This is a genomic window from Streptomyces sp. x-80 (assembly GCF_046549095.1).
GTDB classification, from domain to species: Bacteria; Actinomycetota; Actinomycetes; order Streptomycetales; family Streptomycetaceae; genus Streptomyces; species Streptomyces celluloflavus.
This window is the reverse complement of sequence record NZ_JAJPWM010000003.1, coordinates 12,675-37,162: the sequence shown is the minus strand read 5'-3', so window position 1 is coordinate 37,162 and position 24,488 is coordinate 12,675. Positions and strand designations below refer to the sequence as shown.

Here is a 24,488-nt window from a genome sequence, read left to right as displayed (position 1 = left end):
TCACCTCACTTCGCGGGATCCGGGCGGGTTCGGCGCGCGGGGCGCGGGGCGGCGGGCGTCCCCGTCGTGCGGTTCCTCCTCGTCCGAGCCGCACAGCTCCGCCGACAGTTCCTGGACGAGTTCGGTCAGGTCCGTGGGCCGCTCCTCGGTCCACCAGTCGCCCAGCATGGCCGCCAGCGACTCCTGGCGGGCGAGCGAGAGTCGCGCCGCCGTCTCCCGGCCGCTGTCGGTGAGCACCAGCGGCAGCCCTTCCCGTACGGCGAGGCCGCGTTCCTCTATCTGGCGGACGCCCTCGGATATCACGCCGAGCGGCACGATGGTGCGCTCGGCGAGCAGCCCCGGTTCCACCGAGCCGTAGCGGTGGATGCGCAGCAGCAGCCAGCTCGCGGCCGGTCTGAGGTCCAGACCGGCCCGTTCGGTGATCTTCTCGTAGATGTGTTTGCGGCCCTCCAGGCTGCCGAGTCGCGACAGCGCGCGGGCGCATTCGTCGCGGGAGGAGCGTTCGACGGGGTTGGAGGAGAGCACTTCGGTGGTGTCGGGCGTGGTGACGCTGCCGCGCAGTGGTTCCTCCCTGAGGAACCAGGCCAGCGCGAAGGCCACGAGGACGACCGGGACCGCGTAGAGGAAGACATCGGTGATCGAGGTGGAGTAGGCGTTGAGCACGCCGGCCGCCGGTCCGGGCGGGAGCTGCCCGACGAGCCGCGGATCCTCGGCGATCCTCGACGGGGTGATGCCGGGCGGCAGCGGCTGCCCCACCAGGGCGTCCGCGATCCGGGGACCGAGCTTGCCGGCGAAGATCGTGCCGAAGATGGAGACGCCGAACGAGGCGCCGATGGAGCGGAAGAACGTCGCACCGGAGGTGGCCACGCCCAGGTCCTGGTAGCTGACGGCGTTCTGCACGATGAGCACCAGGACCTGCATGACCAGGCCGAGCCCGAAGCCGAAGACGAAGAAATAGATGCTCATCACGCCCACGCCGCTGGCCGGTTCGAGCTGGTGCAGCAGGAGCAGACCGATGACCGTGACGGCGGTGCCCGCGATCGGGAAGATCTTGTAGCGGCCGGTACGGCTGACGATCTGGCCGGAGCCGGTGGAGGCGATCAGCAGGCCGAGCACCATCGGCAGCATGTGCACACCGGAGAGCGTCGGCGAGATCCGCTGGACGACCTGGAGGAACGTCGGCAGATACGTCATCGAGCCGAACATCGCGAAGCCGATGACGAAGCCGATGACGGCGGTGAGCGAGAAGGTGCGGAGCCTGAAGAGGCGCAGTGGCAGTACGGGTTCCGCGGCCCGGCGCTCGACCAGGATGAACGCGCCGAGCAGGACGAGGCCCAGGATGCCGAGCCCCACGATCTGCCAGGAGCCCCAGGGGTAGGTGACCCCGCCGAGCGAGGTCATCAGGACCAGGGCCGCGGCGACGGCGGCGATCAGGACCGTGCCGAGGTAGTCGATCCGGTGCGGGGTGCGGTGCACCGGTATGTGCAGCACGGCGGCGATGACGACGAGGGCGACGGCGCCGATGGGGACGTTGATGTAGAAGACCCAGCGCCAGCTGAGCTGGTCCACGAACAGGCCGCCCAGGAGCGGCCCGAGGACGCTCGTAGCGCCGAAGACCGCGCCGAAGAGGCCCTGGTACTTACCGCGTTCCCGGGGCGGCACGATGTCGCCGACGATCGCCATCGACAGCACGATCAGGCCACCGCCGCCCAGGCCCTGGAGCGCCCGGAACCCGATCAGTTCCGGCATGCTCCGCGCGATACCGCACAGTACCGAGCCGATCAGGAAGATCACGATGGCGGTCTGGAAGAGCTTCTTGCGGCCGTACTGGTCACCGAGCTTGCCCCACAGCGGAGTCGCGGCCGTCGAGGCCAGGAGGTAGGCGGTGACGACCCAGGAGAGGTGGTCGAGGCCGCCGAGATCGCTGACGATCGTGGGCAGCGCGGTGGCGACGATGGTCTGGTCGAGCGCCGCGATGAGCAAGCCGAGCAGCAGCGCGCCGATCGCGACGAGGACGGTCCGCCGGGACCGGCCCTCACCGGGGACGGCCGGAGCGCCGATGTCCTGCGCCATGTGCGTCTCCCTCTCTTCCGGGCGGCCGGACGCCGTGCCGGAGCACCGGCGGGTGCCGGCCCGCCCTTCGAGGTTTTCCTTCCATCCTGAATGTTTCCGCCGGAAACGGCCCGCCGAGAGGTGCCGCGCGCCCGCACCGCCCGCCGGACATCCGCGAGGCGGGGACGGTGCCGGACGTCCCGGAAGTGCCCGTGCGGGTGTCGCGGGGCGCCGGCCAGGCTCCTGGCGGCCGGGCGGGCCGCGCCGGGCGGCCCCGGTCGGGCGCCGCTCCCGGCCGCCGTGCCGCGTCACCCGTCCGCCGCCCGCCGAGCCCGGTCGTCGGCCGCCGAGCCCGGTCGTCGGCCGCCGAAACGTACCCAGTTGTCGGGACCCCTCACCTTTTTGTATCGTGTAGGAACAAAGTGGTTCCGCCCGTACTCCCTGACCGGCGGGCGGGGCCACTTGTTTCTTTTTGCTCGTCCCACGCCACTTTCTGCTCGTAGCGCCCAGGAGCCCGCCGATGACGGCCACCACCACGCTCACCGCCCGCGCACTACTGCTGGACATGGACAGCACGATCGTGAACTCCGAGGCCGTCGTCGAGCGCTGCTGGCGCCGCTGGGCGGACGAGCAGGGGCTGCCGGCGGACGAGGTCCTGCGGGTCGTCCACGGACGGCAGGGCTGGGCCACCATGGCCGCGCTGCTCCCCGACCGCCCGATGGAGCTCAACATGGCGGACAACCGCCTGATGCTGGAGCAGGAGACCTCCGACACGGACGGCGTGGTACCGGTCCCCGGCGCGCCCGCCTTCATGGACGCCATCGCCGCACTCCCGCACGCCCTGGTGACCTCCGCCGACATCGCCCTGTCCGACGCGCGGATGGCCGCGGCCGGGCTGGCCATGCCGTCCGTACGGATCACCGCGGAGAGCGTGAGCGCCAGCAAGCCCGACCCGGAGGGCTTCCTCAAGGGCGCCGCCGAGCTGGGCCACACCCCCGAGGACTGCATCGTCTTCGAGGACTCCGAGGCGGGCATCGCGGCCGGCCGGGCCGCGGGTATGCGCGTCGTCGGCGTCGGCGACCGCGCCGCGGAGTTCGCGCCCACCGCGCACGTACGCGACCTCACCCAGATCCGCGTCGAGGCACTGCCCGACGGCACCATCGCGCTGCACATCACCGCCTGAGGGGCGAGGTACGCCTGCCGGACCGGCGACCGCCCGTCAGCCGGCGATCGCCTCGTACAGGCTGAAGCCCGCCAGCACGATCATGACGCAGGCCGCGATCCTGGTGATCAGCTTGAGCGGTACGCGCCGCATCAGCGCGCGGCCGCCCAGGATGCCCAGGCCCGCCACGGCCCACAGGGCCAGGACGGCACCGACGCCGACGGAGAGCGGGTCGTCGTAACGGGCGGCGAGGTTCGCGGTCATGATCTGGGTCAGATCGCCGAACTCGGCTACCAGGATCATCGTGAAGCCCGCCCCGGAGACCTTCCAGAAGCTCTGGCCGGCGGGCTTCCTCACCTCTTCTTCGCCGTCGCCCTTCCTGAAGAGCAGGACGGCCGCACCGGCCAGGAAGAGCACCCCGACCACCGCCTGGACGAGCCGGTGCGGGAGCAGGGTCAGCACACTGCCCGCGGCGACGGCGAGCACGACATGGATCAGGAAGGCCGCGGCGACACCGGCGAAAACGTAGGACGCGCGGTAGCGGGTACCGAGCAGCAGACCGGCGAGGGCGGTCTTGTCGGGCAGCTCGGCCAGGAAGACGACGCCGAAGACGACGGCTGCGACGGCAATGCTGAACACGGGGGCTGGATACCTCGATCGATCGGGCCGCACCGAGGGACTGAAGGTTTCACTTCGGCACGGCAGCGTCGAACACTGCGGCCGAAGGTCTCGCCGGCCCGCACGCGTGAAACGCGGTCCCGAGCCTCCGGGCGCCGGCCGACCACGTACGCCTCAGCGCGTGGCACGCGCTCCACCGAAACGGTGGTCGGGCGACGGTCGGCATGATGTCGGCGGTCCGGCGAAGAGCTACTCCCCTTCTGCTGCCACCAAGGGTACGCGGTGGATCCGTCCGCGCGCGACCAGCTCCAATACCACGGCGCACGCCGCCGCCTGCACCACCAGCAGGGCGACGAGCACGAACAGCTGCACCGCACCGGCCTGTACGGGCGAGGCGCCGCCCAGCAGCATCCCGACGAACGCGCCGGGGAGGGTGACCAGCCCCACCGTCCGGGTCTGGTCGAGCCCCGGCAGCAGCGCGTCCGAGGCGGCCGGGCGGGCGACCTCCATCCGCGCCTCACGGTCCAGCAGTCCGAGCGCGAGACCCGCCTCCACCTCCCCGCGCCGGGCCTCCAGTTCGTCCAGTGAGCGCCGCCCGCCCAGCACGGTGGCGGTCAGCGCGCCGCCGATGAGGATGCCGACGACGGGGATGAGGCTGATGCCGCGCGGCGGGACGAGACCGGTCAGCAGCAGGGCACCGACGACCGGGACGACACCGACGGCGATCGGCACGGCGGTCCACCACCAGGTGTGGTTCCGGGTGATCCGGCGGCCCGCGGTACGTACCGCCACCGTGAACATCAGCGCGAGGAAACACAGCAGCCAGGGGAGCGCGCCGACGACCCAGCCGATGAGGTAGGAGACGGCGGCCAGCTGGGCGGCCGCGCGCAGTCCGGCGAGCGCGATGGCACGGGCATGGCCCAGCCGCGCCACGGCCGCGACGGCCACGGCGACGACCAGCAGGACGGCGAGGACGACTCCGAGGGTGGCGTTGACCGGCAGCAGCACTCACTCACTCTAAAGGGGGCGTGCGCGCGGGAGTGCCCCAACCGAAGTGCTCCGACACGCACATGGCACCACGTCAGCCCCTTGAACTGACGTGAGCATGTCGCCACTCTGTTACCTGGTGCCCATCCACCGGCAACCCCATATCGCCAGCATGGGTTCCCACCGCACGTCAACTTCCCCCCACTTCAAGGGAGTTTCGATGGCAAGGCTCTACGCGCGTCGAGTCCTGGTCGCCGCGGGATCGTCCGTGGCCCTGATCGGCACCCTGGTGCTGAACGGCCAGACCGCCCAGGCGGCGCCGCCCAGCCCGCCGTCCGCGGCCACCGCCCGGACCTACCTCGCCGAGATCACGGAGCAGCCCGAGGGCTCGGGCGACGGCTACAGCCGCGCCAAGTTCCCGCACTGGATCGACCAGGGGGACAACTGCAACACCCGCGAGGTGGTGCTCCAGCGCGACGGCACCGATGTGCAGACGGACGACGACTGCGCGGCGGTGAGCGGCACCTGGGTCTCGGCCTACGACGGCGCGACCTGGACGGAGGCTTCGAAGCTGGACATCGACCACGTCGTACCGCTCTCGGAGGCGTGGAAGTCCGGCGCCTCGAAGTGGACCACCGCGCACCGCCGGGAGTTCGCCAACGACCTGACGCACGCCCAGCTGATCGCCGTCACCAACAGCGTCAACCGGGCCAAGGGCGACAAGGACCCGGCGAAGTGGCTGCCGCCGAAGACCTCGTACCACTGCGAGTACGCCCGGATGTGGGTGTGGGTGAAGCATGTCTACGACCTGACCGCGGACTCCGCGGAGAAGGCGGCACTGAAGAAGATCCTCGACGCCTGCTGAGCGGCCGGCCCTCCCTTGAGGCCGCACCTCGGACGAACCGGCCCCGGGCGGGCCCGCCCCGCTCCCCGGCGATTCGATCCGGCGCGCCCGCCGGCCGGGACCACCCGGACGGCGGGCGACGGGCAGCGGGTACCACCGCGGACAGCGCTCTCTTCGGGTGGGCGACACAAAATGGCCAACAGTTGAACTTGCAAGTACAGATTAGGCTCACCTAACCTTGGGCTCCAGCGGTTCCCGTCCGCCCCAGAAACCGTAGGAGTCCCCGCATGCCCGCTCCTTTCACACCCGGCGCCCAGCTCACCGGGAAAGCCGCCCCGCACGCGCTCGCACTCTTCCGCATCGTCATCGGCCTGCTCTTCGCCTGCCACGGCGCGTCCTCGCTCTTCGGCGTCCTCGGCGGCGCCATGGGCAACGGCTCCACCGTCCCGACGGGCAGCTGGCCGGGCTGGTACGCCGCCGTCATCCAGCTCGCCGGCGGCATCCTCGTCATGTTCGGCCTCGGCACCCGGGCGGCGGCGTTCCTCAGCTCCGGGTCGATGGCGTACGCGTACTTTTCCAGCCACCAGGGCACAGCGCTGTGGCCGATCCAGAACGGCGGCGAGTTGTCCGTGATGTTCTGCTGGGCCTTCCTGCTGATCGTCTTCATCGGCCCCGGCACCTGGTCGCTGGACGGCCTCTTCTTCGGCGACCGGCAGCGCGAGCCGGAGCAGACCGCCGCCGACAGCCGCCAGCCGACGGCCGCCTGACACCCGGACGCGGACAGCCGCCCGGCATCCGGCGACGTCAGGGCCTCTCCACCGCCTCGTACATTCCCGGTCCTCTCCCCCACCCTCCTCCTCCCCTCACCCGCACGGCCCGTACGGCGCACTCGCCGTACGGGCCGTGCGGGCGTCTCCGCGGCGGCCTGCCGTCAGCGCTCGCCCACGTCACGGCGCTGTTCGAACGGCACCGTGAAGCAGGCGAGCCGGTCGCCCGCGGTGCCCGCCTCGCCGGGCCCCGTAGCGGTCCGGTGCTCGTGGATGACGACGGACCGCGCCTCGCCCTCCCGGAACCGCCAGTGATGCCGGGACAGCGCGGCGCCGTTTCCCTCGCCGTCCGTGGTGAAGTCCAGCCACACCTCGTTCTCCGCGTTGGCATAGGCCGGGTCGGTGGACGGCTGATGCGGATCCTTGCGGTCCTGGTAATGCGGCCCCGAGTCCGCGGGCTGCACACCGCACGGTTTCGTGTGCACATGCGCGCCGTAGGTGTGCCCCGGTCGCAGCCCGCCCACCTTCACCCCCACCAGCGTGGACCGCCCCGCGGCGAACTCGGAGACCGTGATCCGCGCCCCCGCGGGCACCAGATCCCGGTTGTACGTGACGGCGTCGGGCCGGACGAACGCGCCGGGCGGCGCGAAGCGGCCGCGTGCGAAGAACCAGAGCGACCGGCCGTCGTCGCTCCGCACGGCCGCGGGGGCGGCGTCCCCTGGCACGGTCCCCGCCGTGGGCACGGCCGCCACCGCGGGTACGGCCGTCATCGCTGTCACCGCCGCCATCGCCAGCGCGGTGGCGAACGTTCCCGCTGCCGGCCCCACTGTCCGCATCGCTGTCCGTCCTGCCACCATCGACCGTCCTCCGTCCCGGGCCGCCTCGCGCGGCGCCTCCGACCATGCCGCCCATACCGTTCCCGCTCGCCCGGCACACCGCACCGCGCAGACGGGTGACAAGCGACGGACGAAAGGTGACGGACCTGGTGCGGAAGGGGTGAGTGGGAGAGGCGAGGGTGAAGGGAAGAGGGGGACGGGGAGACCGGAGAAGGGCAGGCAGAGGGCGGGGAGGATACCTGGCCGCCAGGTGGTTCGGTGATCGCTCGGGGGCCGTGATGCGCACTACACCTGCCACCCCAGGACATACCGCCCACAAACCCCGGCGTACGCTGTATGGCTGTACAGCCGCCCCTGCCGCCCCAAGCGACGTCGCGGCGGGGTTCGGACCTGGAGTGGGACGTTGTGGGAAAACCTGGGGGCTCTTAGTAGCACTCCTTGGGTCTATGTAGTCGTCAGCGTCTCGATCGTTCTCGACGTATTCGTCCCGATCCTGCCGAGCGGCGTCCTCGTGATCACCGCGGCCACCGCGGCGGCCGGCACGGGTACGGCCGCCGGTGCGGTCGGTGCCGTGGGGGGCGTCGGCGCCGGCACGTCCGTACACGGCGGCGCCGATCTCGCGGAGATGTTCTCCCTGGTGCTGTGCGCCGCCACCGCCTCGGTGCTCGGCGACATGGTCGCCTACCGGCTGGCCTGGCGCGGCGGCGACCGCTTCGACCGGGCCATCGGCCGCTCCCGCCGCCTCACCGCGGCCCAGCAGCGCCTTGGCACGGCACTCACCCGAGGGGGCGGCGGCATCGTCGTACTGGCCCGCTTCGCACCCGCGGGGCGCTCGGTGGTCAGCCTGGGCGCCGGTGTCGCGCACCGTACGGTGCGCGAGTTCCTGCCGTGGTCCGCGCTGGCCGGCGTCACCTGGGCCGCCTACAGCGTGAGCCTCGGCTACTTCGGTGGCCAGTGGCTCGGCTCCTCCTGGGTGAGCACCGCTCTCTCGGTCTTCGCCCTCTTCGCCGCCGGCTCCGCGGCGGTCTTCCTGATGCGCCGCCCGGACCGCCACGCCGCCCACTGACCGCGCGGAGCCGCGGCAGGTCGTCGTGGCGCAGGGCCGCGGCAGGTTTTTCCGCCGTCTGCGGCACCCCTGCTGCCGGCAGTCGTCGCGTACGCCGTCGGTCGTCCGTACGTCGTCAGCCGTCAGCCGGAGAATCGCATGGCGGGTTGTCAGACCCCGATGCGACGATGCATGAGATGAACGAGATGAGCGACACCCCCGACCCGACCGATCCGAGCGAACAGCGCAAGCGGAGCGCCCCGGGCACGCCGGGCGACCTCGGCGGTCCGGTGGCCGGGATCGGCGCCTGGCAGCCCCGTCCCGAGGCGGCCGAGGACATCCCGGCCGTCCGCCGGGTCAATCTCGCCGCCTTCGGGTCGGCCGACGAGGCGGATCTCGTCGACGCGCTGCGCCAGGACCCGGCGGCCTGGCTGCCCGGACTGTCGTACGTCGCCACCGCGCCGGACGGCACCGTGGCCGCGCACGCCCTGCTGACGCGCTGCCGTATCGACGGCATACCCGCCGTCGCGCTCGCCCCGTGTGCGGTACTGCCCGAGTACCAGAAGCGGGGTGCGGGCGGTGCGGTGATCCGGGCGCTGCTGGCGGCGGCGCGGGCAGCCGGCGAACGGACCGCCGTCGTGCTCGGCCATCCGGCGTACTACCCGCGGTTCGGCTTCGAACCGGCCGCCCCCCGGTTCGGCATCCTGCCGCCGCAGCCCTGGCCGGACGAGGCGTTCCTGGCCCTGTCCCTGGACGGCTCGACGCCCCCGCGCGGCACGGTGCGCTACGCGGGAGCGTTCGGCATCGAGTGACGCGGGGGCGTCGAAAGGGCGTACGGGGTCGCCGCTCCTCAGCCTGCGGCGCTCCCGGCGCCCCGCTTGTCGCCGCCCGTCCCCGTGCCCTCGGGCACCACGGCGATCGGGCAGACCGCGTGCAGCAGGACGGCGTGTGCCACCGAGCCGAGGCGCGGGCCGACCGGCAGCCGGCGGCGGTGCCGCGCGACCACGACCAGATCGCTGGTCCTGGACGCCTCCACCAGCTGTCCGGCGGCGTCGGCGTTGCGCAGTTCGACCTCGACCTCGACCTCCGGATGCCGCGTGCGGTGCGGTGCGAGCTCGTCCGCCAGCTGCTTGCCGAGCGCGTCCTCGTACTCCTGCTGCGACGCCTCGTAGACCGCGACGTATTCGAAGGCGGGCGGCGTCAGCATCGGCCAGGAGTAGCCGGAGACGACCTTGAGCCGAGCGCCCCGGCGGCTCGCCTCGGCGAACGCGAAGCTGATCGCGCCGGGTTCGTCCGAGGTCGCGTCGACGCCGAGCGTGACCTGCCGGACGGCCGGGCGTACCGCCTCGCCGTCCGCACCGCGCTCGGTACCGCCGCGGTCCGGGCGCGGGACGACCACGACCGGGCAGCTGGACTGGGCGGCGCAGGCCATACCGTTGGAGCCGAGCAGCAGACTGGTGAAGCCGCCGCGGCCGCGTGAGCCCAGTACGAGCAGCTGCCCTTCGGCGCCGAGCGCGGGCAGCTGGGTGTCGCTCAGTCCGCTGAGGCTGCGGAACTCGGTCTCCGGCAGATCCACCGCCTCGGCCGCCAGCTTCGCCCGCAGTTCGTCCAGCACCGGATCGCCGGTCCCCGCCGCGGCCCGCGCCGACGTGACGTACGGCCAGACATGCACCACCTGCATCGGCGCGGACCGCAGCCGGGCGGCCTCCGCCGCCCAGTGCAACGCCCGCTCGCTGTCCGCGGACCCGTCCACTGCAACGATGACCGGAAGGTTGTCCATGTATGCCTCCATGCGACCAGCAGTGTGCGTTATTGATCAGCAATCTCCATCTTGCTCCCATCCGGGTGCGGAGACAAAGGACGAAAGTCCCACCCCGGTACGGAGTAGAGTCAACCGTCATCTCCCCGCCCCACCGTCCCACCGCGCCGCCGGGCCCGCCCGCGGCCGGGCCCGGCGTCCCGTCGTGGCGGCGACCGGGGGAAGGGTTCGAACCACTAACGCGAGGCACATTTCGGTGAATTCTCCGCCGGTCGTCGAATGGACCGAGGCCGACGAGGTCCGCTCCGCCCGTTGGCGTTCCGAGAGCGGCGCGCCGCCGCCCCGCCGGATCGTCATCGCGGACGACCGGATGAAGGCCGATGCCGCGTACAAGCTCGCCTGTGAGGGCACCGCACTGCTGTGGCGCGGCGATTTCCACAACGCGCGGCAGCTGATGACGGCGCTGGCCCGCCGCATCGACCGCCGCCCGCGCAAGGCGCCGCCCGCCGACCCGGCCCTGGCGTTCCACCAGCACCGCGCCGCGCAGAACCAGCGCGCACGCATCCTGGGCATGCTGCTCATCCCGCTCGACACGGCCCACGCCGTCCCGCTGCACCGCGCCCCCGACGTCCGGGCGGCCTGCGCCCAGGCGTACGGCCCGCCGGAGCCGGGCGCGGGTTCACCCGTCGCGGCCACCGCTTCCGTGGTCTCGCTGCGCGAACTGCTGGGCCTCATCGGCGCGTACGAATGGCGCAAGAAGGGTGTCGAGGTCCCGGCGCTCGGCGGCGACCGCATCCATCCGCACTACGGCGTCTTCTCACCGGCCCGCGGCGAATACGTGGACCTGGTGGCGCGGGCCCCGCTGCCGTCGCAGGACCTGGCGTTCGACATCGGCACCGGTACCGGTGTACTGGCCTCCGTACTGGCGCGGCGCGGCGTGCGGCGGATCGTCGCCACCGACCAGGACCCGCGCGCCCTGGCGTGCGCCCGCGAGAACACCGAACGGCTGGGCGTCGCCGGGCAGGTGGAGGTGGTCGAGGCCGACTTGTTCCCGGCCGGCCGCGCGCCCCTGGTCGTCTGCAATCCGCCCTGGGTACCGGCCAAGCCCACCTCCCCGGTGGAGCACGCGGTGTACGACCCGGGCAGCCGGATGCTGCGCGGCTTCCTGAACGGACTGGCAGACCATCTGTCACCGGGCGGCGAAGGCTGGCTGATCCTCTCCGACCTGGCCGAACACCTCGGGCTCCGGCCCCGCGCCGAACTCCTCGGCACCTTCGCCTCGGCCGGCCTCACCGTCCTCGACCGGCTCGATATCGCTCCCCGCCATCCACGCGCCCACGACATCTCCGACCCGCTCCACGCGGCCCGCGCGGCCGAGGTCACGTCTCTCTGGCGGCTGGGCCCGGCCGGCTGAACGGCTCTCCGCCGGACCGCTCCGCCGACGGGCCGCCGGCCAACAGGCCCGCGACGGAGAGCGCGCCCCATCCGACGGACACCGCCACGGCCTTCACCCGCCGGTCGCGGTGCGGCAGCGTCACACCGAGCAGCACCGCGTCGCCGAAGTCCGCCGCGATACGCAGATACGCGGCGGTGCGCAGGGCCGGTCCTTCGGGGGCCAGGACCATCGCGAGTCCGCTCGCCGCGTCGCGCCAGGCGAGCGGACGCAGCGCGGTCCGGGTCGCCCGCTCGGTCCGCCGCTCGTCGTTCACCAGGCCGGAAGGACGGGCCAGCAGGCCGGGCAGGGCGGCCACCGCCACTCCGTAGACCGCTGTCGCCGCCCCGACCGCACGCAAGAGACCGACGTTCATCCGCCATTCCGTCCTTCCTCCCGCCTTCCCCCTCTGCCACGCCTCGCGGTACACCGCACCGCCGCATGCCGCCTCGGCTCGCCGCCCGCCACGTGGGATCGCGGTGGAGCCACTCAACTCCTTTCCACACCAGCCCCCTTCCCAAACGACACTGTCGATGTCATCATGACATCATGAGTGTCGTTGAGGGGGATGGTGGCGCGGATCGCGGCAGCGGCCCGGCCCCCACCGAAGACCTCCTGTACGGCGTCATCCGACGCCTGTGGCCGCTGCACCGCACGATCGTGCGCGCGGTGGAACGCGAGCTCGTCGGCACGGGCATGACCGCCGGCGAACACGCCCTGCTGGACGCGTTGCGTAAGGAGGGCCCGCGCACGGTGCCGCAGTTGGCCCGCGCCCTGGGTCTCGACCGGCAGCCGGTGCAGCGCTGGGTGAACCATGCGGCGCAGCTCGGGCTGGTGGTGACGGCCCCGAATCCGGCGCACCGCCGTTCGTCCCTGATCGAGCTCACCATCGAGGGCGCCGAGGTGATGCGCGGCATCCAGGAGTTCGAGGCGGCGGAGCTGCGGCGCGGGCTGGCCGATCTGTCCGCCGACGACGTCACCACCGCACTGCGCGTACTCGACCGACTCGGCGAGGAATTCCGGCACCTCGCGGACGACTCGCGCGTTCCACCGGATGAACCCGGCGGGCCGGCCGGGTCAGAGCAGCCGACCGGGCCGGAAGGACCAGAGGGTCACGACCGCCCCGGCAGCAGTCGCCGAGGCCCCGCCGGCCCCGGTGACATGGAGAGAACCGAAAGACCCGGGGAGACCGAAGTCCCCGGGCGGCCCGTCGGCCGCCGTACCCCCCGGCAGTAGCCGGACCCCCGCCCCACCCTGCCCCCACCGCACCCGCCACACGAAGGACGGCACGGAGAATGACCAACGGAATCAGCGACTGGACCGAAATCGACAACGGCCTCGTGCCGATCGACGACGGGGAGCTGTTCTACGAGGTGGCCGGCGCGGGGCCCGCGGTGGTGCTGCTGCACGGCGGCATGCTCGACCAGCACATGTGGGACGAGCAGTTCTCCTGGCTCGTGAACTCCGGCCTCCGCGCGATCCGCTACGACGCCCGCGGCCACGGCCTCTCCTCCACCGTGTCCGGGGACTACGCCAACCACGACGACCTGTGCGCCCTGCTCGACGCACTCGACGTCCCGAGCGCCGTCCTCGTCGGGCTCTCGCACGGCGCCCGGGTCGCCCTCGACACCGCCCTGGCCCACCCGGACCGGGTGATGGCGCTCGCACTGGCCTCCCCCGGGATCAGTGGGCGCGCCTTCACCGACCCCTTCGTCCTGGAACACATCAAGGAACAGGTGGCGGCGATCGGCGAACCGGACGGCGCGGAGCGGTACATCGAGCACTTCCTGCGGATGTGGGTCGACGGACCGCACCGCGAACCGTCCGCCGTGCACCCCGGTATGCGCGAGCGCCTGCGCGCCTCGGCCGAGGCCAATGTCGAGGTGCACGCCGACGGCCTGGGCGCCGGAATTCCTCTTGAGATGGGGGCGTTCGACCGCCTCGGCGAGATCCGGGTGCCGACGGTCGTGTTCGACGGCGACCTCGACAGCACGGACATCTCCGCCAACGCCCACGCCATCACCCTCGCCGTCCCCGGCGCGCGACGGGTCCGCATACCGGGCACGGCCCATATGGTGAATCTGGAGAACACCGCGTTCTTCGACCAGGAACTGCACGCATTCCTGAGCTCGTTGCCCTACTGACGGGGCCGCCGCCCCGCCGCCTCACGAGCGCCCGGGTCACCATCCGCCCGGGTAGCCACGCCCTCGGTTGGGCGGCCGTTCAGGTGGCCGATCCCGCCGCCGCGCCCGTCGCCCGGTGCGGACCCCAGCGGTCCAGCGCCGCCGCCAGGTCGAGCGGGCGCGGCCGGGCCGGCTGGTCCGCGTCCGCGGCCGGCCAGTCCTCCCGGGGCACCCGCCACATCACCTCGAACTCGTTGCCGTCCGGGTCCTTGGCGTAGAGGGACTTGGAGACGCCGTGGTCGGAGGCGCCGACCAGGGCGCCGTGCGCGGTGAGCCGCACCTCGGTCGCGGTGAGTTCGGCGAGGGTGCCGACCTCCCAGGCCAGGTGGTAGAGCCCCACCCGGCCCGGTGCGGGGCCGGGCGCCTGCGCGCCCACCGCGAACAGACCCAGATCGTGATCGTTGAGCGAGCCGGGAGCGCTGAGGAAGGCGGCCCGTCCGGGGATCTCGACGTCCACCGAGAGCCCGAGGGTCTCGGTGTAGAAGGCGACGGACCGTGCCACCTCGCGGATGTAGAGCACCGCGTGGTTGAGACGTCGTACGGACATGGGGCTCTCCGATCTCCTGCGGTGGCGCCCCGGAGGGCGCCACCTCGCTTCCGTTCCTCCGGTACCGGCCCGGCCGCCGCGCGCGGACCGGTGGCACGCCCGCTGGTGCCGAGGTGCACTAGTTGCGGATCAGCAGCACGCCCCCGGCGATCACCACGGCCAGCACCAGCGCGGCCACGCCGTAGACGAGCCGGTGCGCGCGCAGGGCGGGCACGAAGCGGTCGACGGCGTAGCGGCCGGGGCCGGTCAGCGCCAGCGCGGCCGCACCGGCGGTCAGCAGCAGCTCGTACTCCACGCCCTCGGGGGCGAAGAAGCCACCGCCCCACTTCACGACGAGGGCGTTGATCATCGTGCCGACGACCGCAGCACCGGCGAGCGGCGTGAGCAGCCCGATCGCGAGGCCGAGCCCGCCGAGGGTCTCGCTCAGACCGGCGATGACGGCCATCGTCTTGCCCGACGGATAGCCGCTCATCGTGAAGAACTGCGCGGTTCCGTCCAGGCCACCGCCGCCGAACCAGCCGAACAGTTTCTGGGCGCCGTGCACCGCCATGGTCAGGCCGAGCACGAGCCGCAACAGGAACAGCCCGGTGTCGTAGCCGTGCGGCGATGCGGTGTGGTGCGTCGGCGCACCGGTGCGGGTGGGCTGGAGAGTGCTGAGGGGGGACGTCATAAGAAGCGCTCTTTCCCGTCTCGGGTCTGGGCCGGCAGGCCGGGTGAATTACTTGAAAGTTCAAGCCACGGCTTACGACGATACACAGTGCTTCAACCCTGAACAACCACGCGCGGGGCGAACCCGAGGAGTTCCCTCCGGTTCGCCCCGCATCAGCCCACGTCAGGGCGGGAACGGCCGCATCAGGCCAAATCGGCGCCGGCCGGTCGGCGATCCGGTCGGCGATCCGCCCCGGACGGCACCGGCCGGCGGTCCCTTGCCGTGGCGCGCTCCGTCACGCCGTCGGTCCGACCCCCGGCCACAGATCAAACGGACACCTCGCCGCAGGTCAAGGGCAAGGCCGTGGTCCCGGGGGCACCGGGGGCGCCGGGGGCGCCGGTACGGGCGAAGGTGATCCAGGTGGCGCGCAGCGCGCTGCCCAGCGCCTCGGCCTCGTCCCAGGGCGTGTCCCCGAGCATCGGGGATTCCCGCCAGGCCGCCCGGGAACCCAGGAGGAGCGGCAGCTCGACACAGTGGGTGGCGCCGAAGGGCGAACCGGCCGGCCGCCAGTCGAGGCGGTACGTGTGCACCCGGGCACCGGCCCGCACGAGCCGTTCCCCGAATTCGGCGAGCGGTACGGCGTACACGTGCCGGGTCAGCTCGGCCGTGTCCGTGTCGGTGCCGACGAACGCGGTCATGTCGTCGGCGTTCCAGCCGTACAGCACGTCCAGGCCGCGCACGTTCTCGTCGAAGGCCGCCCCCGGCGAGCCGGCGGGGCCGACGCCCTCGACAGGGGCGAACGGCGGTTCCACCGCGTCGGAGGACCGTTCCCGGTTGGCCACCGCGGTCTCCGCCTGGGCCGCCAGGATCGTGGCGAGACCGGCGGTACGCGGTTCGGCCGCGCGCCCCTCCCCGGTGCCCGCACCGGCGGCGAGCCGGTCGGCGAAGATCTGGCCGAGGGCGGCGGCGTCGGCGCGGGGCCGCAGTGCGAGCGCGAGCGGAGCGCTCTGGAGGATGGCGCGGTGGAACAGCCCCCGGGCCTCGGGCAGTTCCATCAGCAGCCGGATGGACACGCCTCCCGCGGACTGCCCGAAGACCGTGACGTTGCCGGGATCGCCCCCGTACGCGGCTATGTGCGCCCGCACCCAGCGGAGCGCTTCGAGCTGGTCGTACAGGCCGAGGTTTCCCTCACTGACCCCTTCGAGATACAGGTATCCGAGCGCGCCCAGACGGTAGTTGACGCTGACGACCACCACATCGCCCTGTGCGCTGAGCGCGCTTCCGTCGTACCAGTCCAGGAGGCCGGCGCCGCTGCTGAACCCACCGCCGTGGAACCAGACGAGCACCGGCCGGGCCCCGCCGTCGCGGGCCGGTGTGGTGATCGACAGATTCAGACAGTCCTCGCCCTGGGGGTGCTTGTCGCGGGCGGGGCCCATCACCGCTTCGAGCCTGGAGGGCGGTTGCGGACAGATCTCGCCGCTCGACGGGCGCGAGTCGTCGGCGGCCACCGGGCGGGGCCGGGCGAAGCGCTCCGCGGTGGCATAGCGGATCGGCCCGGTCCGGACCACCGCTGCGTCGGTGACGGTCATGCGTTACCTCCAAGGTCGGCAGGCCCCACTCCCGCGTGCGGGGACCCGCGGTCGGCGGGACCGGCGAGGCACGGCACGCCGGATGCGGCACGCGGGTGCCGCGGGTACACGCCGGCACCCCAGTGAATCTACGGCCCGGTCCCCGGGGCGACGACGCGGGCCGACGTATGTTCAAACGCGCAGATCAGACGTATGCATCAGAGGGTCAGGCGGGCGGCTCCGGTGCGCGGATCCGGCATACGGATCCGGCACGCCACTCGGACGCGCGGACCGGGCGTACGGGCCGGCCGCCCCGGCACCCCCGCGGCTCAGACCCCGGAGAGGGATTCCGCCCGGACCGCGGCCGTTTCGTCCGCACCTTCGGGTACCAGGCGGAACAGCGCGACGGCGCCGACGAGGCTGATGGCGCAGATCACCACGAGGTACCAGGTCACGCCGGTCGACGAACCGCCGGAATTCAGCAGCGCGGTGGAGATCATGGGAGCCAGCCCGCCACCGAGAATGGCGCCGCTCTGGAGAATCACCGAGGATCCCGAATACCGGACATGGGCGGGGAACGTGTCGGCGATGATGCCGCCCTGTACGCAGTGCGTCACCGGAATGATGAGGCCCATACCGAGCAGGGCCAGCACCGCGAGGGCGGAATTGCCGGTGTTGAGCAGCGGGAAGAAGGCCACGCACCACACCAGAATCGCGGCGGACCCGGCGATGAACATCGTGCGCCTGCCGTGCCGGTCGGCGAATTTCGTCCACAGCGGTATGGTCGCGAACCACAGCACGGCGGCCGCGGTCACACTCAGGATGAGGAACTGCTTGTCGTAGCCGAGCTGTTGGGTGCCGTAGGACAGGGCGAACACCATGAACACATAGGCGACGGCGGAGTTCGCGACCACGGCGAGCAGGGTGAGCGCCAGCCGGGGGAAGCCGACCTTGAGGGATTCCAGCAGCGGGAATCTGACCACGTTCTCCTGGGCGAGTACGCGGCTGAAGGACGGGGATTCGGTGACGCGGAGCCGGATCAGCAGACCCACCGCGACGAGGACGAAACTCAGCAGGAACGGAATGCGCCAGCCCCACGAGGTGAACGCGCCGTCGCCCAGGAGCGCGTTGGTGACCAGGAAGATGACGTTGGCCAGGACCAGCCCGGCGGGCGTGCCCATCTGCGGGAATCCCGCGTACAGATTCCGTTTGCCCGCCGGCGCGTGCTCCATCGACAGCAGCGTCGCCCCGGCACCCTCGCCGCCGAGACCGATGCCCTGGATGATCCGCAGGGTGACCAGCAGTACCGGCGCCCAGAATCCGATCGAGTCGTAGTTCGGAATGGCGCCGATGAGGGTGGACCCGATGCCCATCAGCACGAGGGAGACCACCAGGGTCGCCTTTCGCCCGATGCGGTCACCGAAGTGGCCGAAGACCAGGCCGCCGAGCGGGCGGGCGATGAAGCCGACGGCGAATGTGCTGAATGCCGCCAGGGTGCCGGCCGCGGGGCTCAGCGAGGGAAAGAACTGCTTGTTGAAGATCAGCGCGGCGGCCGTGCCGTAGAGAAAGAAGTCGTACCACTCAAGCGTGGTACCGGCGAGCGTCGCGACGGCGGTTCTGCCGGGCGTGGATCCGGCACCGCCCGGAGTTTCTTCGTGAGGTGAATTTTTCACGGGGTGACCTATCACTTGGGTGCCTGCGGGCATTCGCTCCACAGCGCCGCGACGACGGCCGGTATTCATACGTCCTCGGACGGAACCGGGCGTTCATATGTCGTTAACGGTGGATCCTGACCCCGTGAGACATCACACACCAATGCCGAATCCGGGCCCCGATATAGCGATCCGGGTATAGCGGAATTGCAGGCGGACCCGGTGACCGTTCCCGAGAGCAGGTATGCCCATACGGATATGGCTGCACACAGGAAGTGCATTTGTCCGGCATGGCGGCGCGGATCACAGTGGGAGCCATGACGGCAGAAACTGGGCGGTGGATCCGCAACTTCGTTGACGGAGTGTTCGTAGAACCCGATGAGGACCGTGGCTTCGACAAGGTCGATCCGGCCACCGGGCTGGTGTTCGCCCGGGTGCACGAGGCGGACAGTTCCCTCGTGGACCGCGCCGTGGCCGGGGCCCGGCGGGCCCTGGACGAGGGGTGGGCCAGGACGCCGGTGCGCGAGCGCGCCGCGCTGCTGCGCCGCGCCGCGGACCGCATCGAGGAACGCTTCGAGGAGTTCGTCGCCGCGGAGATCGCCGATACCGGCAAGCCGGTCACCCAGGCGCGGGAACTCGACGTCGCCCGCGCCGTCGCGAACTTCCGCAGCTTCGCCGACGTGGTCGCCGCCGCGGGGCAGGAATCGTTCCTCACCGACCTCGCGGGCGGCCGGCAGGCCCTCAACTACGCGGTGCGCAAACCGCTGGGCGTGGTCGCGGTCATCGTGCCGTGGAACCTGCCGCTCCTGCTGCTGACCTGGAAGGTCGCCCCGGCGCTGGCCTGCGGCAACGCGATCGTCGTCAAGCCCAGCGAGGAGACGCCCGCCACTGCCACCCTGCTGGCCGAGGTGCTGGCCGAGGTCGGGCTGCCCGCCGGTGCGTACAACGTCGTGCACGGATTCGGGGGCGACTCAGCGGGCGAGTACCTCACCTCCCATCCGGGGATCGACGGCGTGACCTTCACCGGGTCGTCGGCGACCGGCTCGCACGTCATGAAGACCGTCGCGCCCCGGGTCCGTCCGGTGTCGTTCGAGCTCGGCGGGAAGAACGCCGCCATCGTCTTCGACGACGTCGATCTCGACGAGGCGCTCACCGGGCTGACCAAGTCGGTCTTCACCAACACCGGTCAGGTGTGCCTGTGCACCGAGCGGGTCTACGTCCAGCGGTCGGTGTTCGCCGACATCGCCGACGGCCTCGCGGAGCGCGCCCGGCGCCTCCGGCTGGACCGCCCGACGGACGAGCGGACGACGACCGGCCCGCTGATCTCGCAGCAGCACCGGGACAAGGTGCTCGGCTACTTCGAGCTGGCCGAACAGGCCGGCGCGAAGGTGCTCACCGGCGGCGGCGTACCCCAGCTGGGGCCCGAACTGGCCGGCGGTTCGTGGATCGAGCCGACGCTGTGGACCGGGCTGACCAACGCCGACCGTGCCGTCCGCGAGGAGATCTTCGGCCCGGTGGCCGCGCTCATCCCCTTCGACACCGAGGCGGAGGCGATCGCCCTCGCCAACGACACCGACTACGGCCTCGCGGCCTCGGTATGGACCAACGACCTGCGCCGCGGACACCGCGTGGCGCAGGCGATGAACGTGGGCATGGCCTGGGTCAACACCTGGTTCCTGCGTGATCTGCGCTCCCCCTTCGGCGGGGTCGGGCTCTCCGGCATCGGCCGCGAGGGCGGCGCGTCCTCGCTGCACTTCTACACAGAGCCGACGAATGTGTGCGTACAGCTGTGACCGATGCACCTGATGTGACAGACGCGACCGGCCGCCCCGGCACCCACGCCGCGCGGATCGACGCCGCCGTGGCGCGGCTGACCACCGCCGCCGCCACCGGGGCACCGTGTGCACCGGTCCGGGAGTTCCTGGGCGGCACCGATATCGACGCCGCCTATGAGGTGCAGCGGCTGATCGCCGAGGCCAGGACCGCCACCGGAGCGCGGGTGGTGGGCGCCAAGATCGGGCTCACCGCCCCCGCCGTGCAGCAGCAGTTCGGCGTCTTCCAGCCGGACTTCGGGGTGCTCTTCGACGACCTGACGTTCGCCCACACCGAGCCGGTGCCGCTGCGCCGGTTCCTTCAGCCGCGCGCCGAGGGCGAGATCGCCTTCGTGCTCGGCCGCGACCTCGACCGGCCCGGCGCGAACGTCGCGGACGTGCTGCGGGCCACCGAGTTCGTGCTGCCCGCCATCGAGATCGTCGACTCCCGGATCGCGGACTGGGACCTGGCCATCACCGACACCGTCGCGGACAACGCCTCCAGCGGCGCGGTCGTCCTCGGCACCACTCCGTACCCGCTGACCGGGCGCGACCTCTCCCGGGTCGGTATGACGCTCCAACGGGACGGCGAGCCGGTCTCGTTCGGCGCCGGCCACGCCTGTCTCGGGTCGCCGGTCGTCGCCGTGGCCTGGCTGGCACGCGAACTGGTCCGGCGGGAGCGGCCGTTGCGGGCCGGCGACGTGGTCATGTCCGGGGCGCTCGGGCCGATGGTGCCGGTCACCGGACCGGGGCGGTTCCGGCTGGCACTGGACGGACTGGGCGAGGTCGAGGCAGTCATCGAGGAGGAAACCAAGTGAGCTCCACAGCATCCGGCACCATCCCGGTCGCCGTCATCGGCTCCGGCAACATCGGAACCGACCTGATGATCAAGGTGATGCGGCTGTCGAAGACGCTGCGCATGGGCGCGATGGCCGGGATCGACCCGGACTCCGACGGGCTCGCCCGCGCCGCCCGGCTGAAGATCGCCACCACCCACCGCGGCATCGACGGACTCGTCGGCCTGCCCGGGTTCGCCGATATCAAGGTGATCTTCGACGCGACCTCCGCCAAGGCCCATGTGCGCAACGCCGAGATCGCGCGGGAGCACGGGAAGCTGATGGTCGATCTGACCCCCGCGGCCCTGGGGCCGTTCGTGGTGCCGTCGGTCAACCTGGACGAGCACCTGGCCGCCCCTGACGTCAACATGGTGACGTGCGGCGGCCAGGCCACCATCCCCGTCGTCGCCGCGATCTCCCGGATCGCCCCGGTGGCGTACGGCGAGATCGTCGCCTCCATCTCCTCGAAGTCGGCCGGGCCGGGCACCCGGGCCAACATCGACGAGTTCACCGAGACCACCAGCGAGGCGATCCGCGTGGTCGGCGGCGCCTCGGTGGGCAAGGCCATCATCGTGCTCAACCCCGCCGAGCCCCCGATCGCCATGCGCGACACGGTGCTGTGCCTCGTGGAGGGCGCCCTGACGCCCGAAGACCGGGAGCGGATCGCGGCCTCCGTACGGCAGATGGCCGCGGCCGTCCAGGAATACGTCCCCGGTTACTCGCTCAAGCAGGACGTGCAGTTCGACCCCGTCGAGGACACCGTCGTCCCCGCCCTGGGACGGCGCTTCACCGGGGTCAAGGTCTCGGTGTTCCTGGAGGTGCTCGGCGCGGGCCACTACCTGCCCGACTACGCCGGCAACCTCGACATCATGACCTCCGCCGCGGTCCGGACCGCCGAGAAGATCGCCACACTCCGAGGATGGGTGAACGCATGAAGATCTATGTGCAGGATGTGACCCTGCGCGACGGCATGCATGCGATGGGGCACATGTACACCGTCGACCAGGTGCGCCGGATCGTGTCCGCGCTGGACCGGGCCGGAGTCGCGGCCATCGAGGTCGCGCACGGTGACGGCCTCGGCGGATCGAGCGCGAACTACGGTTTCGGCGCGCACAGCGACGAGGAGTGGATCGAGGCCGCCGCCGACTGCGTACGGAACGCGAAGCTGACCACCCTCCTGCTGCCCGGTATCGGCACCATCGAGCATCTGCGCCGGGCGCACGCCCTCGGCGTACGGAGCGTACGCGTCGCCACCCACTGCACGGAGGCCGACGTCAGCGCGCAGCACATCGCCTGGGCCCGTGAGAACGGGATGGATGTGTCGGGTTTCCTGATGATGAGCCATCTGAACTCCCCCGGTGACCTCGCCCGGCAGGCGGCGCTGATGGAGTCCTACGGCGCCCACTGCGTGTACGTCACGGACTCGGGCGGGCGCCTGACGATGCGGGACGTCGCCGAGCGGGTCGACGCCTACCGCCAGGTGCTGGACGACGACACCGAGATCGGCATCCACGCCCACGAGAACCTCTCCCTGTCCGTTGCCAACAGCGTGACCGCCGTGGAGCACGGCGCGTACCGCGTCGATGTGGCGCTGGCGGGCCAGGGCGCCGGGGCCGGGAACTGTCCGGCGGAGCCGTTCATCGCGGTCGCCGACCTCCTGGGCTGGGAGCACGGCTGCGACCTGTTCGCGTTGCAGGACGCCGCCGACGACATCGTCCGCCCGCTGCGCAACCGCCCGGTGCAGGTGGACCGCGAGACCCTCACCCTCGGCTACGCCGGTGTCTACTCCAGCTTCCTGCTGCACGCCGAACGCGCCGCCGAACGCTACGGGCTCGACACCCGGCAGATCCTGCTGGAGGCCGGCCGGCGCCAGATGGTCGGCGGCCAGGAGGACCTGATCGTGGACATCGCACTGGACCTGGCCGCGCGCGGCGCGGCCCCGACCGACGGGAGCGGCAAGTGACCCCGGCAGAAACCATCGACGTCCTGGCGGCGCGGCTGGACACGGCGCAGACGTCCCGGACCGACACCCCGAGCCTCGCCGACACCCATGAGTTCGGCATCGACGACGCGTACGCGATCCAGGCGGCGCTGCTGGCGCGCCGGGAGGCCCGCGGCGAGCGGATCGTGGGGGTCAAGCTGGGCTTCACCAGCAAGGCCAAGATGGCACAGATGGGCGTCTCCGACGTGATCGTCGGCCGGCTCACCGACGGGATGCGCATCGCGGACGGCGACGACGTCGACCTGTCCCGTTTCATCCACCCGAAGGCGGAGCCCGAGGTCGCCTACCGGCTCTGCCGTGACGTGGACCTGGACGACCCCCTGACGGACATCGAGTCCTGCGTGGACGCGCTGGCACCGGCGATCGAGATCATCGACTCGCGGTACCGGGACTTCCGGTTCACCTACACCGACGTCGTCGCGGACAACACCTCGGCCGCCGGCTTCGTCATCGGCCCCTGGCGCCCCGTCGAGAGCGTGGCCAACCGGGCGGTGCGGCTGCGTACCGGTGAGACGGAGGCGGTCGGCTCGACCGCCGCCATCCTCGGCGACCCCGTCCACGCGCTGCACGCGCTGCTGGACATGTGCCGGCGCCGGCGCATCCCGCTGCGCGCCGGACAGGTGGTGCTCGCGGGCGCGGCGACGGCGGCGGTGCCACTGACGGCGGGGGTCACCACGTGCGAGGTGGCGGGCATCGGATCCGTCACGATGAAGGGACTCCGATGAGCGCTTCAGGGACACCGGACAGCGCGGGGACACCGAGCGGTTCACGGGTACTGGCGGGGCGGGCCACGCCACGCGGACGCTTCCCGCATGTGAAGGTCGTCGGCGACCTGGTCTTCGTCTCCGGCACCAGCTCGCGCCGGCCCGACAACACCTTCGTGGGCGTCGAGGCCGACGAGCTGGGCACCACCCGCCTGGACATCCGGGCGCAGACCCGCGCGGTGATCGAGAACATCCGGGGCATCCTCGCCGAGGTGGGCGCGGACCTCTCCGACGTCGCCCAGATCACCACCTATCTGGTGTCCATGAACGACTTCGGCGGCTACAACGAGGTCTACGGTGAGTACTTCGACGAGCGGGGGCCGACGCGGACGACCGTCGCGGTGCACCAACTGCCGCACCCGCACCTGCTGATCGAGATCCAGGCCGTCGCCCATCTGCCGCGGAACAACCAGCCAGGCACGTCGAACGGCACGGAGGTGCTCTCATGACCGGCATTCCCCAGGTCATCGATTTCCAGGGATGGATCACCGAGAACGAGCACCTGCTCAAGCCCCCGGTGAACAACAGGACCATGTTCCTGGGCAAGGACTTCATCGTCCAGGTGGTCGGCGGGCCCAACCAGCGCACCGACTACCACCTCGATCCGTACGAGGAGTGGTTCTACCAGGTCAAGGGCGATATGCACGTCAACGTCATGACCGCGGACGGGCCGCAGACCGTGCACATCGAGGAGGGCCAGGTGTGGCTGCTGCCCGGTGACCTCCCGCATTCCCCGCAACGGCCCGACGCCGGGTCGATCGGACTGGTCATCGAGCGGGTCCGGGAGGAGGGCACCCTGGAGAAGTTCCAGTGGTACTGCCTCGACTGCGCCACGCTGATCCACGAGATCGAGTTGCAGGTCCGGGACATCGTCGAGGACCTGCCGCCGGTCTTCACCGAGTTCTACGAGAACGAGAAGGCGCGTGTCTGCCCCCAGTGCGGCGCCCTGCATCCGGGGAAAGGCTGACCGTGGA

25 protein-coding genes are annotated in these 24,488 nt (G+C 71.6%); 15 read left to right on the top strand and 10 right to left on the bottom strand.

Annotated elements, in window-relative coordinates:
• Nucleotides 1-2,073, bottom strand: a complete 2,073-nt coding sequence (locus tag ACLJWH_RS05715) for an MFS transporter (protein ID WP_411140473.1) — start codon at nt 2,071-2,073, stop codon at nt 1-3.
• 499 nt (nt 2,074-2,572) lie between these two features.
• Between ACLJWH_RS05715 and ACLJWH_RS05710 the strand changes: the two genes are divergently transcribed.
• Nucleotides 2,573-3,235 carry an HAD-IA family hydrolase gene (locus ACLJWH_RS05710; RefSeq protein WP_411140472.1) on the top strand — a complete coding sequence of 221 codons (663 nt, stop codon included), beginning with the start codon at nt 2,573-2,575 and terminating at the stop codon, nt 3,233-3,235.
• A 36-nt stretch (nt 3,236-3,271) separates the two neighbouring features.
• On the opposite strand, the gene ACLJWH_RS05705 is transcribed toward ACLJWH_RS05710, so the two are convergent.
• Together ACLJWH_RS05705 and ACLJWH_RS05700 are read right to left on the bottom strand one after the other, a co-directional pair.
• Nucleotides 3,272-3,853 (bottom strand): TMEM165/GDT1 family protein, encoded by a 582-nt coding sequence (locus ACLJWH_RS05705; protein WP_411140471.1) that lies wholly within the window; start codon nt 3,851-3,853, stop codon nt 3,272-3,274.
• A gap of 228 nt (nt 3,854-4,081) precedes the next feature.
• Nucleotides 4,082-4,840, bottom strand: coding sequence for an ABC transporter permease (locus ACLJWH_RS05700; RefSeq protein ID WP_411140470.1), 759 nt, complete (start codon nt 4,838-4,840; stop codon nt 4,082-4,084).
• Nucleotides 4,841-5,039: 199 nt separating this feature from the next.
• On the opposite strand from ACLJWH_RS05700, the gene ACLJWH_RS05695 reads away from it, so the two are divergent.
• Together ACLJWH_RS05695 and ACLJWH_RS05690 are read left to right on the top strand one after the other, a co-directional pair.
• Nucleotides 5,040-5,684 carry an HNH endonuclease family protein gene (locus ACLJWH_RS05695; RefSeq protein ID WP_411140469.1) on the top strand — a complete coding sequence of 215 codons (645 nt, stop codon included), beginning with the start codon at nt 5,040-5,042 and terminating at the stop codon, nt 5,682-5,684.
• A gap of 266 nt (nt 5,685-5,950) precedes the next feature.
• Nucleotides 5,951-6,430: a DoxX family protein gene (locus ACLJWH_RS05690; RefSeq protein WP_411140468.1), complete on the top strand. Its 480-nt coding sequence runs from the start codon at nt 5,951-5,953 to the stop codon at nt 6,428-6,430.
• A 164-nt stretch (nt 6,431-6,594) separates the two neighbouring features.
• On the opposite strand, the gene ACLJWH_RS05685 is transcribed toward ACLJWH_RS05690, so the two are convergent.
• Entirely contained in the window at nt 6,595-7,266 is a 672-nt protein-coding gene (locus ACLJWH_RS05685) for a superoxide dismutase family protein (protein WP_411140467.1), read from the bottom strand.
• Between the two features lie 403 nt (nt 7,267-7,669).
• Between ACLJWH_RS05685 and ACLJWH_RS05680 the strand changes: the two genes are divergently transcribed.
• Both ACLJWH_RS05680 and ACLJWH_RS05675 read left to right on the top strand, forming a co-directional pair.
• Nucleotides 7,670-8,332, top strand: coding sequence for a DedA family protein (locus ACLJWH_RS05680; RefSeq protein ID WP_411140466.1), 663 nt, complete (start codon nt 7,670-7,672; stop codon nt 8,330-8,332).
• A 185-nt stretch (nt 8,333-8,517) separates the two neighbouring features.
• Entirely contained in the window at nt 8,518-9,123 is a 606-nt protein-coding gene (locus tag ACLJWH_RS05675) for a GNAT family N-acetyltransferase (protein ID WP_411140875.1), read from the top strand.
• A 38-nt stretch (nt 9,124-9,161) separates the two neighbouring features.
• Here ACLJWH_RS05675 and ACLJWH_RS05670 read toward each other — a convergent pair whose 3' ends face one another.
• Entirely contained in the window at nt 9,162-10,091 is a 930-nt protein-coding gene (locus ACLJWH_RS05670; RefSeq protein WP_411140465.1) for a universal stress protein, read from the bottom strand.
• 235 nt (nt 10,092-10,326) lie between these two features.
• Between ACLJWH_RS05670 and ACLJWH_RS05665 the strand changes: the two genes are divergently transcribed.
• Entirely contained in the window at nt 10,327-11,484 is a 1,158-nt protein-coding gene (locus ACLJWH_RS05665; protein WP_411140464.1) for a methyltransferase, read from the top strand.
• On the opposite strand, the gene ACLJWH_RS05660 is transcribed toward ACLJWH_RS05665, so the two are convergent.
• Nucleotides 11,450-11,878 (bottom strand): hypothetical protein, encoded by a 429-nt coding sequence (locus tag ACLJWH_RS05660; protein WP_411140463.1) that lies wholly within the window; start codon nt 11,876-11,878, stop codon nt 11,450-11,452. The genes ACLJWH_RS05665 and ACLJWH_RS05660 overlap by 35 nt on opposite strands.
• 173 nt (nt 11,879-12,051) lie before the next feature.
• Between ACLJWH_RS05660 and ACLJWH_RS05655 the strand changes: the two genes are divergently transcribed.
• Both ACLJWH_RS05655 and ACLJWH_RS05650 read left to right on the top strand, forming a co-directional pair.
• A complete protein-coding gene (locus tag ACLJWH_RS05655; protein ID WP_411140462.1) occupies nt 12,052-12,738 on the top strand; it encodes a MarR family winged helix-turn-helix transcriptional regulator in 687 nt (228 codons plus the stop codon).
• A 59-nt stretch (nt 12,739-12,797) separates the two neighbouring features.
• A complete protein-coding gene (locus ACLJWH_RS05650; RefSeq protein ID WP_411140461.1) occupies nt 12,798-13,646 on the top strand; it encodes an alpha/beta fold hydrolase in 849 nt (282 codons plus the stop codon).
• A gap of 79 nt (nt 13,647-13,725) precedes the next feature.
• On the opposite strand, the gene ACLJWH_RS05645 is transcribed toward ACLJWH_RS05650, so the two are convergent.
• The 4 genes from ACLJWH_RS05645 to ACLJWH_RS05630 all read right to left on the bottom strand — a co-directional run bounded on the left by ACLJWH_RS05645 (nt 13,726) and on the right by ACLJWH_RS05630 (nt 18,122).
• Complete coding sequence (locus ACLJWH_RS05645) at nt 13,726-14,232, bottom strand: VOC family protein (protein WP_411140460.1); 507 nt, start codon at nt 14,230-14,232, stop codon at nt 13,726-13,728.
• Nucleotides 14,233-14,350: 118 nt separating this feature from the next.
• Nucleotides 14,351-14,902, bottom strand: a complete 552-nt coding sequence (locus tag ACLJWH_RS05640; protein ID WP_411140459.1) for a DoxX family protein — start codon at nt 14,900-14,902, stop codon at nt 14,351-14,353.
• A 305-nt stretch (nt 14,903-15,207) separates the two neighbouring features.
• Entirely contained in the window at nt 15,208-16,470 is a 1,263-nt protein-coding gene (locus tag ACLJWH_RS05635; RefSeq protein ID WP_411140458.1) for a carboxylesterase family protein, read from the bottom strand.
• Nucleotides 16,471-16,778: 308 nt separating this feature from the next.
• The gene (locus ACLJWH_RS05630) at nt 16,779-18,122 is read right to left on the bottom strand and encodes an MFS transporter (protein WP_411140457.1); all 1,344 of its coding nucleotides are present in this window, start codon (nt 18,120-18,122) and stop codon (nt 16,779-16,781) included.
• A 296-nt stretch (nt 18,123-18,418) separates the two neighbouring features.
• Here ACLJWH_RS05630 and ACLJWH_RS05625 point away from each other — a divergent pair, with 296 nt between their 5' ends.
• Genes ACLJWH_RS05625 through ACLJWH_RS05595 form a run of 7 tightly spaced genes read left to right on the top strand, consistent with a single transcriptional unit; the run spans nt 18,419 to nt 24,481 of the window.
• The gene (locus tag ACLJWH_RS05625) at nt 18,419-19,894 is read left to right on the top strand and encodes a 2-hydroxymuconic semialdehyde dehydrogenase (protein WP_411140456.1); all 1,476 of its coding nucleotides are present in this window, start codon (nt 18,419-18,421) and stop codon (nt 19,892-19,894) included.
• On the top strand, nt 19,891-20,730 hold the full coding sequence (locus ACLJWH_RS05620; RefSeq protein WP_411140455.1) for a 2-keto-4-pentenoate hydratase: 840 nt from the start codon (nt 19,891-19,893) through the stop codon (nt 20,728-20,730). The genes ACLJWH_RS05625 and ACLJWH_RS05620 overlap by 4 nt, the downstream gene beginning before the upstream one ends.
• Entirely contained in the window at nt 20,727-21,683 is a 957-nt protein-coding gene (locus ACLJWH_RS05615) for an acetaldehyde dehydrogenase (acetylating) (protein WP_411140454.1), read from the top strand. Before ACLJWH_RS05620 ends, ACLJWH_RS05615 begins: the two co-directional genes overlap by 4 nt.
• A complete protein-coding gene (gene dmpG, locus ACLJWH_RS05610) occupies nt 21,680-22,711 on the top strand; it encodes a 4-hydroxy-2-oxovalerate aldolase (RefSeq protein WP_367437672.1) in 1,032 nt (343 codons plus the stop codon). Before ACLJWH_RS05615 ends, dmpG begins: the two co-directional genes overlap by 4 nt.
• On the top strand, nt 22,708-23,475 hold the full coding sequence (locus ACLJWH_RS05605) for a 2-keto-4-pentenoate hydratase (protein WP_411140453.1): 768 nt from the start codon (nt 22,708-22,710) through the stop codon (nt 23,473-23,475). Before dmpG ends, ACLJWH_RS05605 begins: the two co-directional genes overlap by 4 nt.
• Nucleotides 23,472-23,963, top strand: coding sequence for a RidA family protein (locus ACLJWH_RS05600; RefSeq protein WP_411140452.1), 492 nt, complete (start codon nt 23,472-23,474; stop codon nt 23,961-23,963). Before ACLJWH_RS05605 ends, ACLJWH_RS05600 begins: the two co-directional genes overlap by 4 nt.
• Nucleotides 23,960-24,481, top strand: a complete 522-nt coding sequence (locus ACLJWH_RS05595) for a 3-hydroxyanthranilate 3,4-dioxygenase (RefSeq protein WP_411140451.1) — start codon at nt 23,960-23,962, stop codon at nt 24,479-24,481. Before ACLJWH_RS05600 ends, ACLJWH_RS05595 begins: the two co-directional genes overlap by 4 nt.
• Nucleotides 24,482-24,488: the final 7 nt, after the last annotated feature.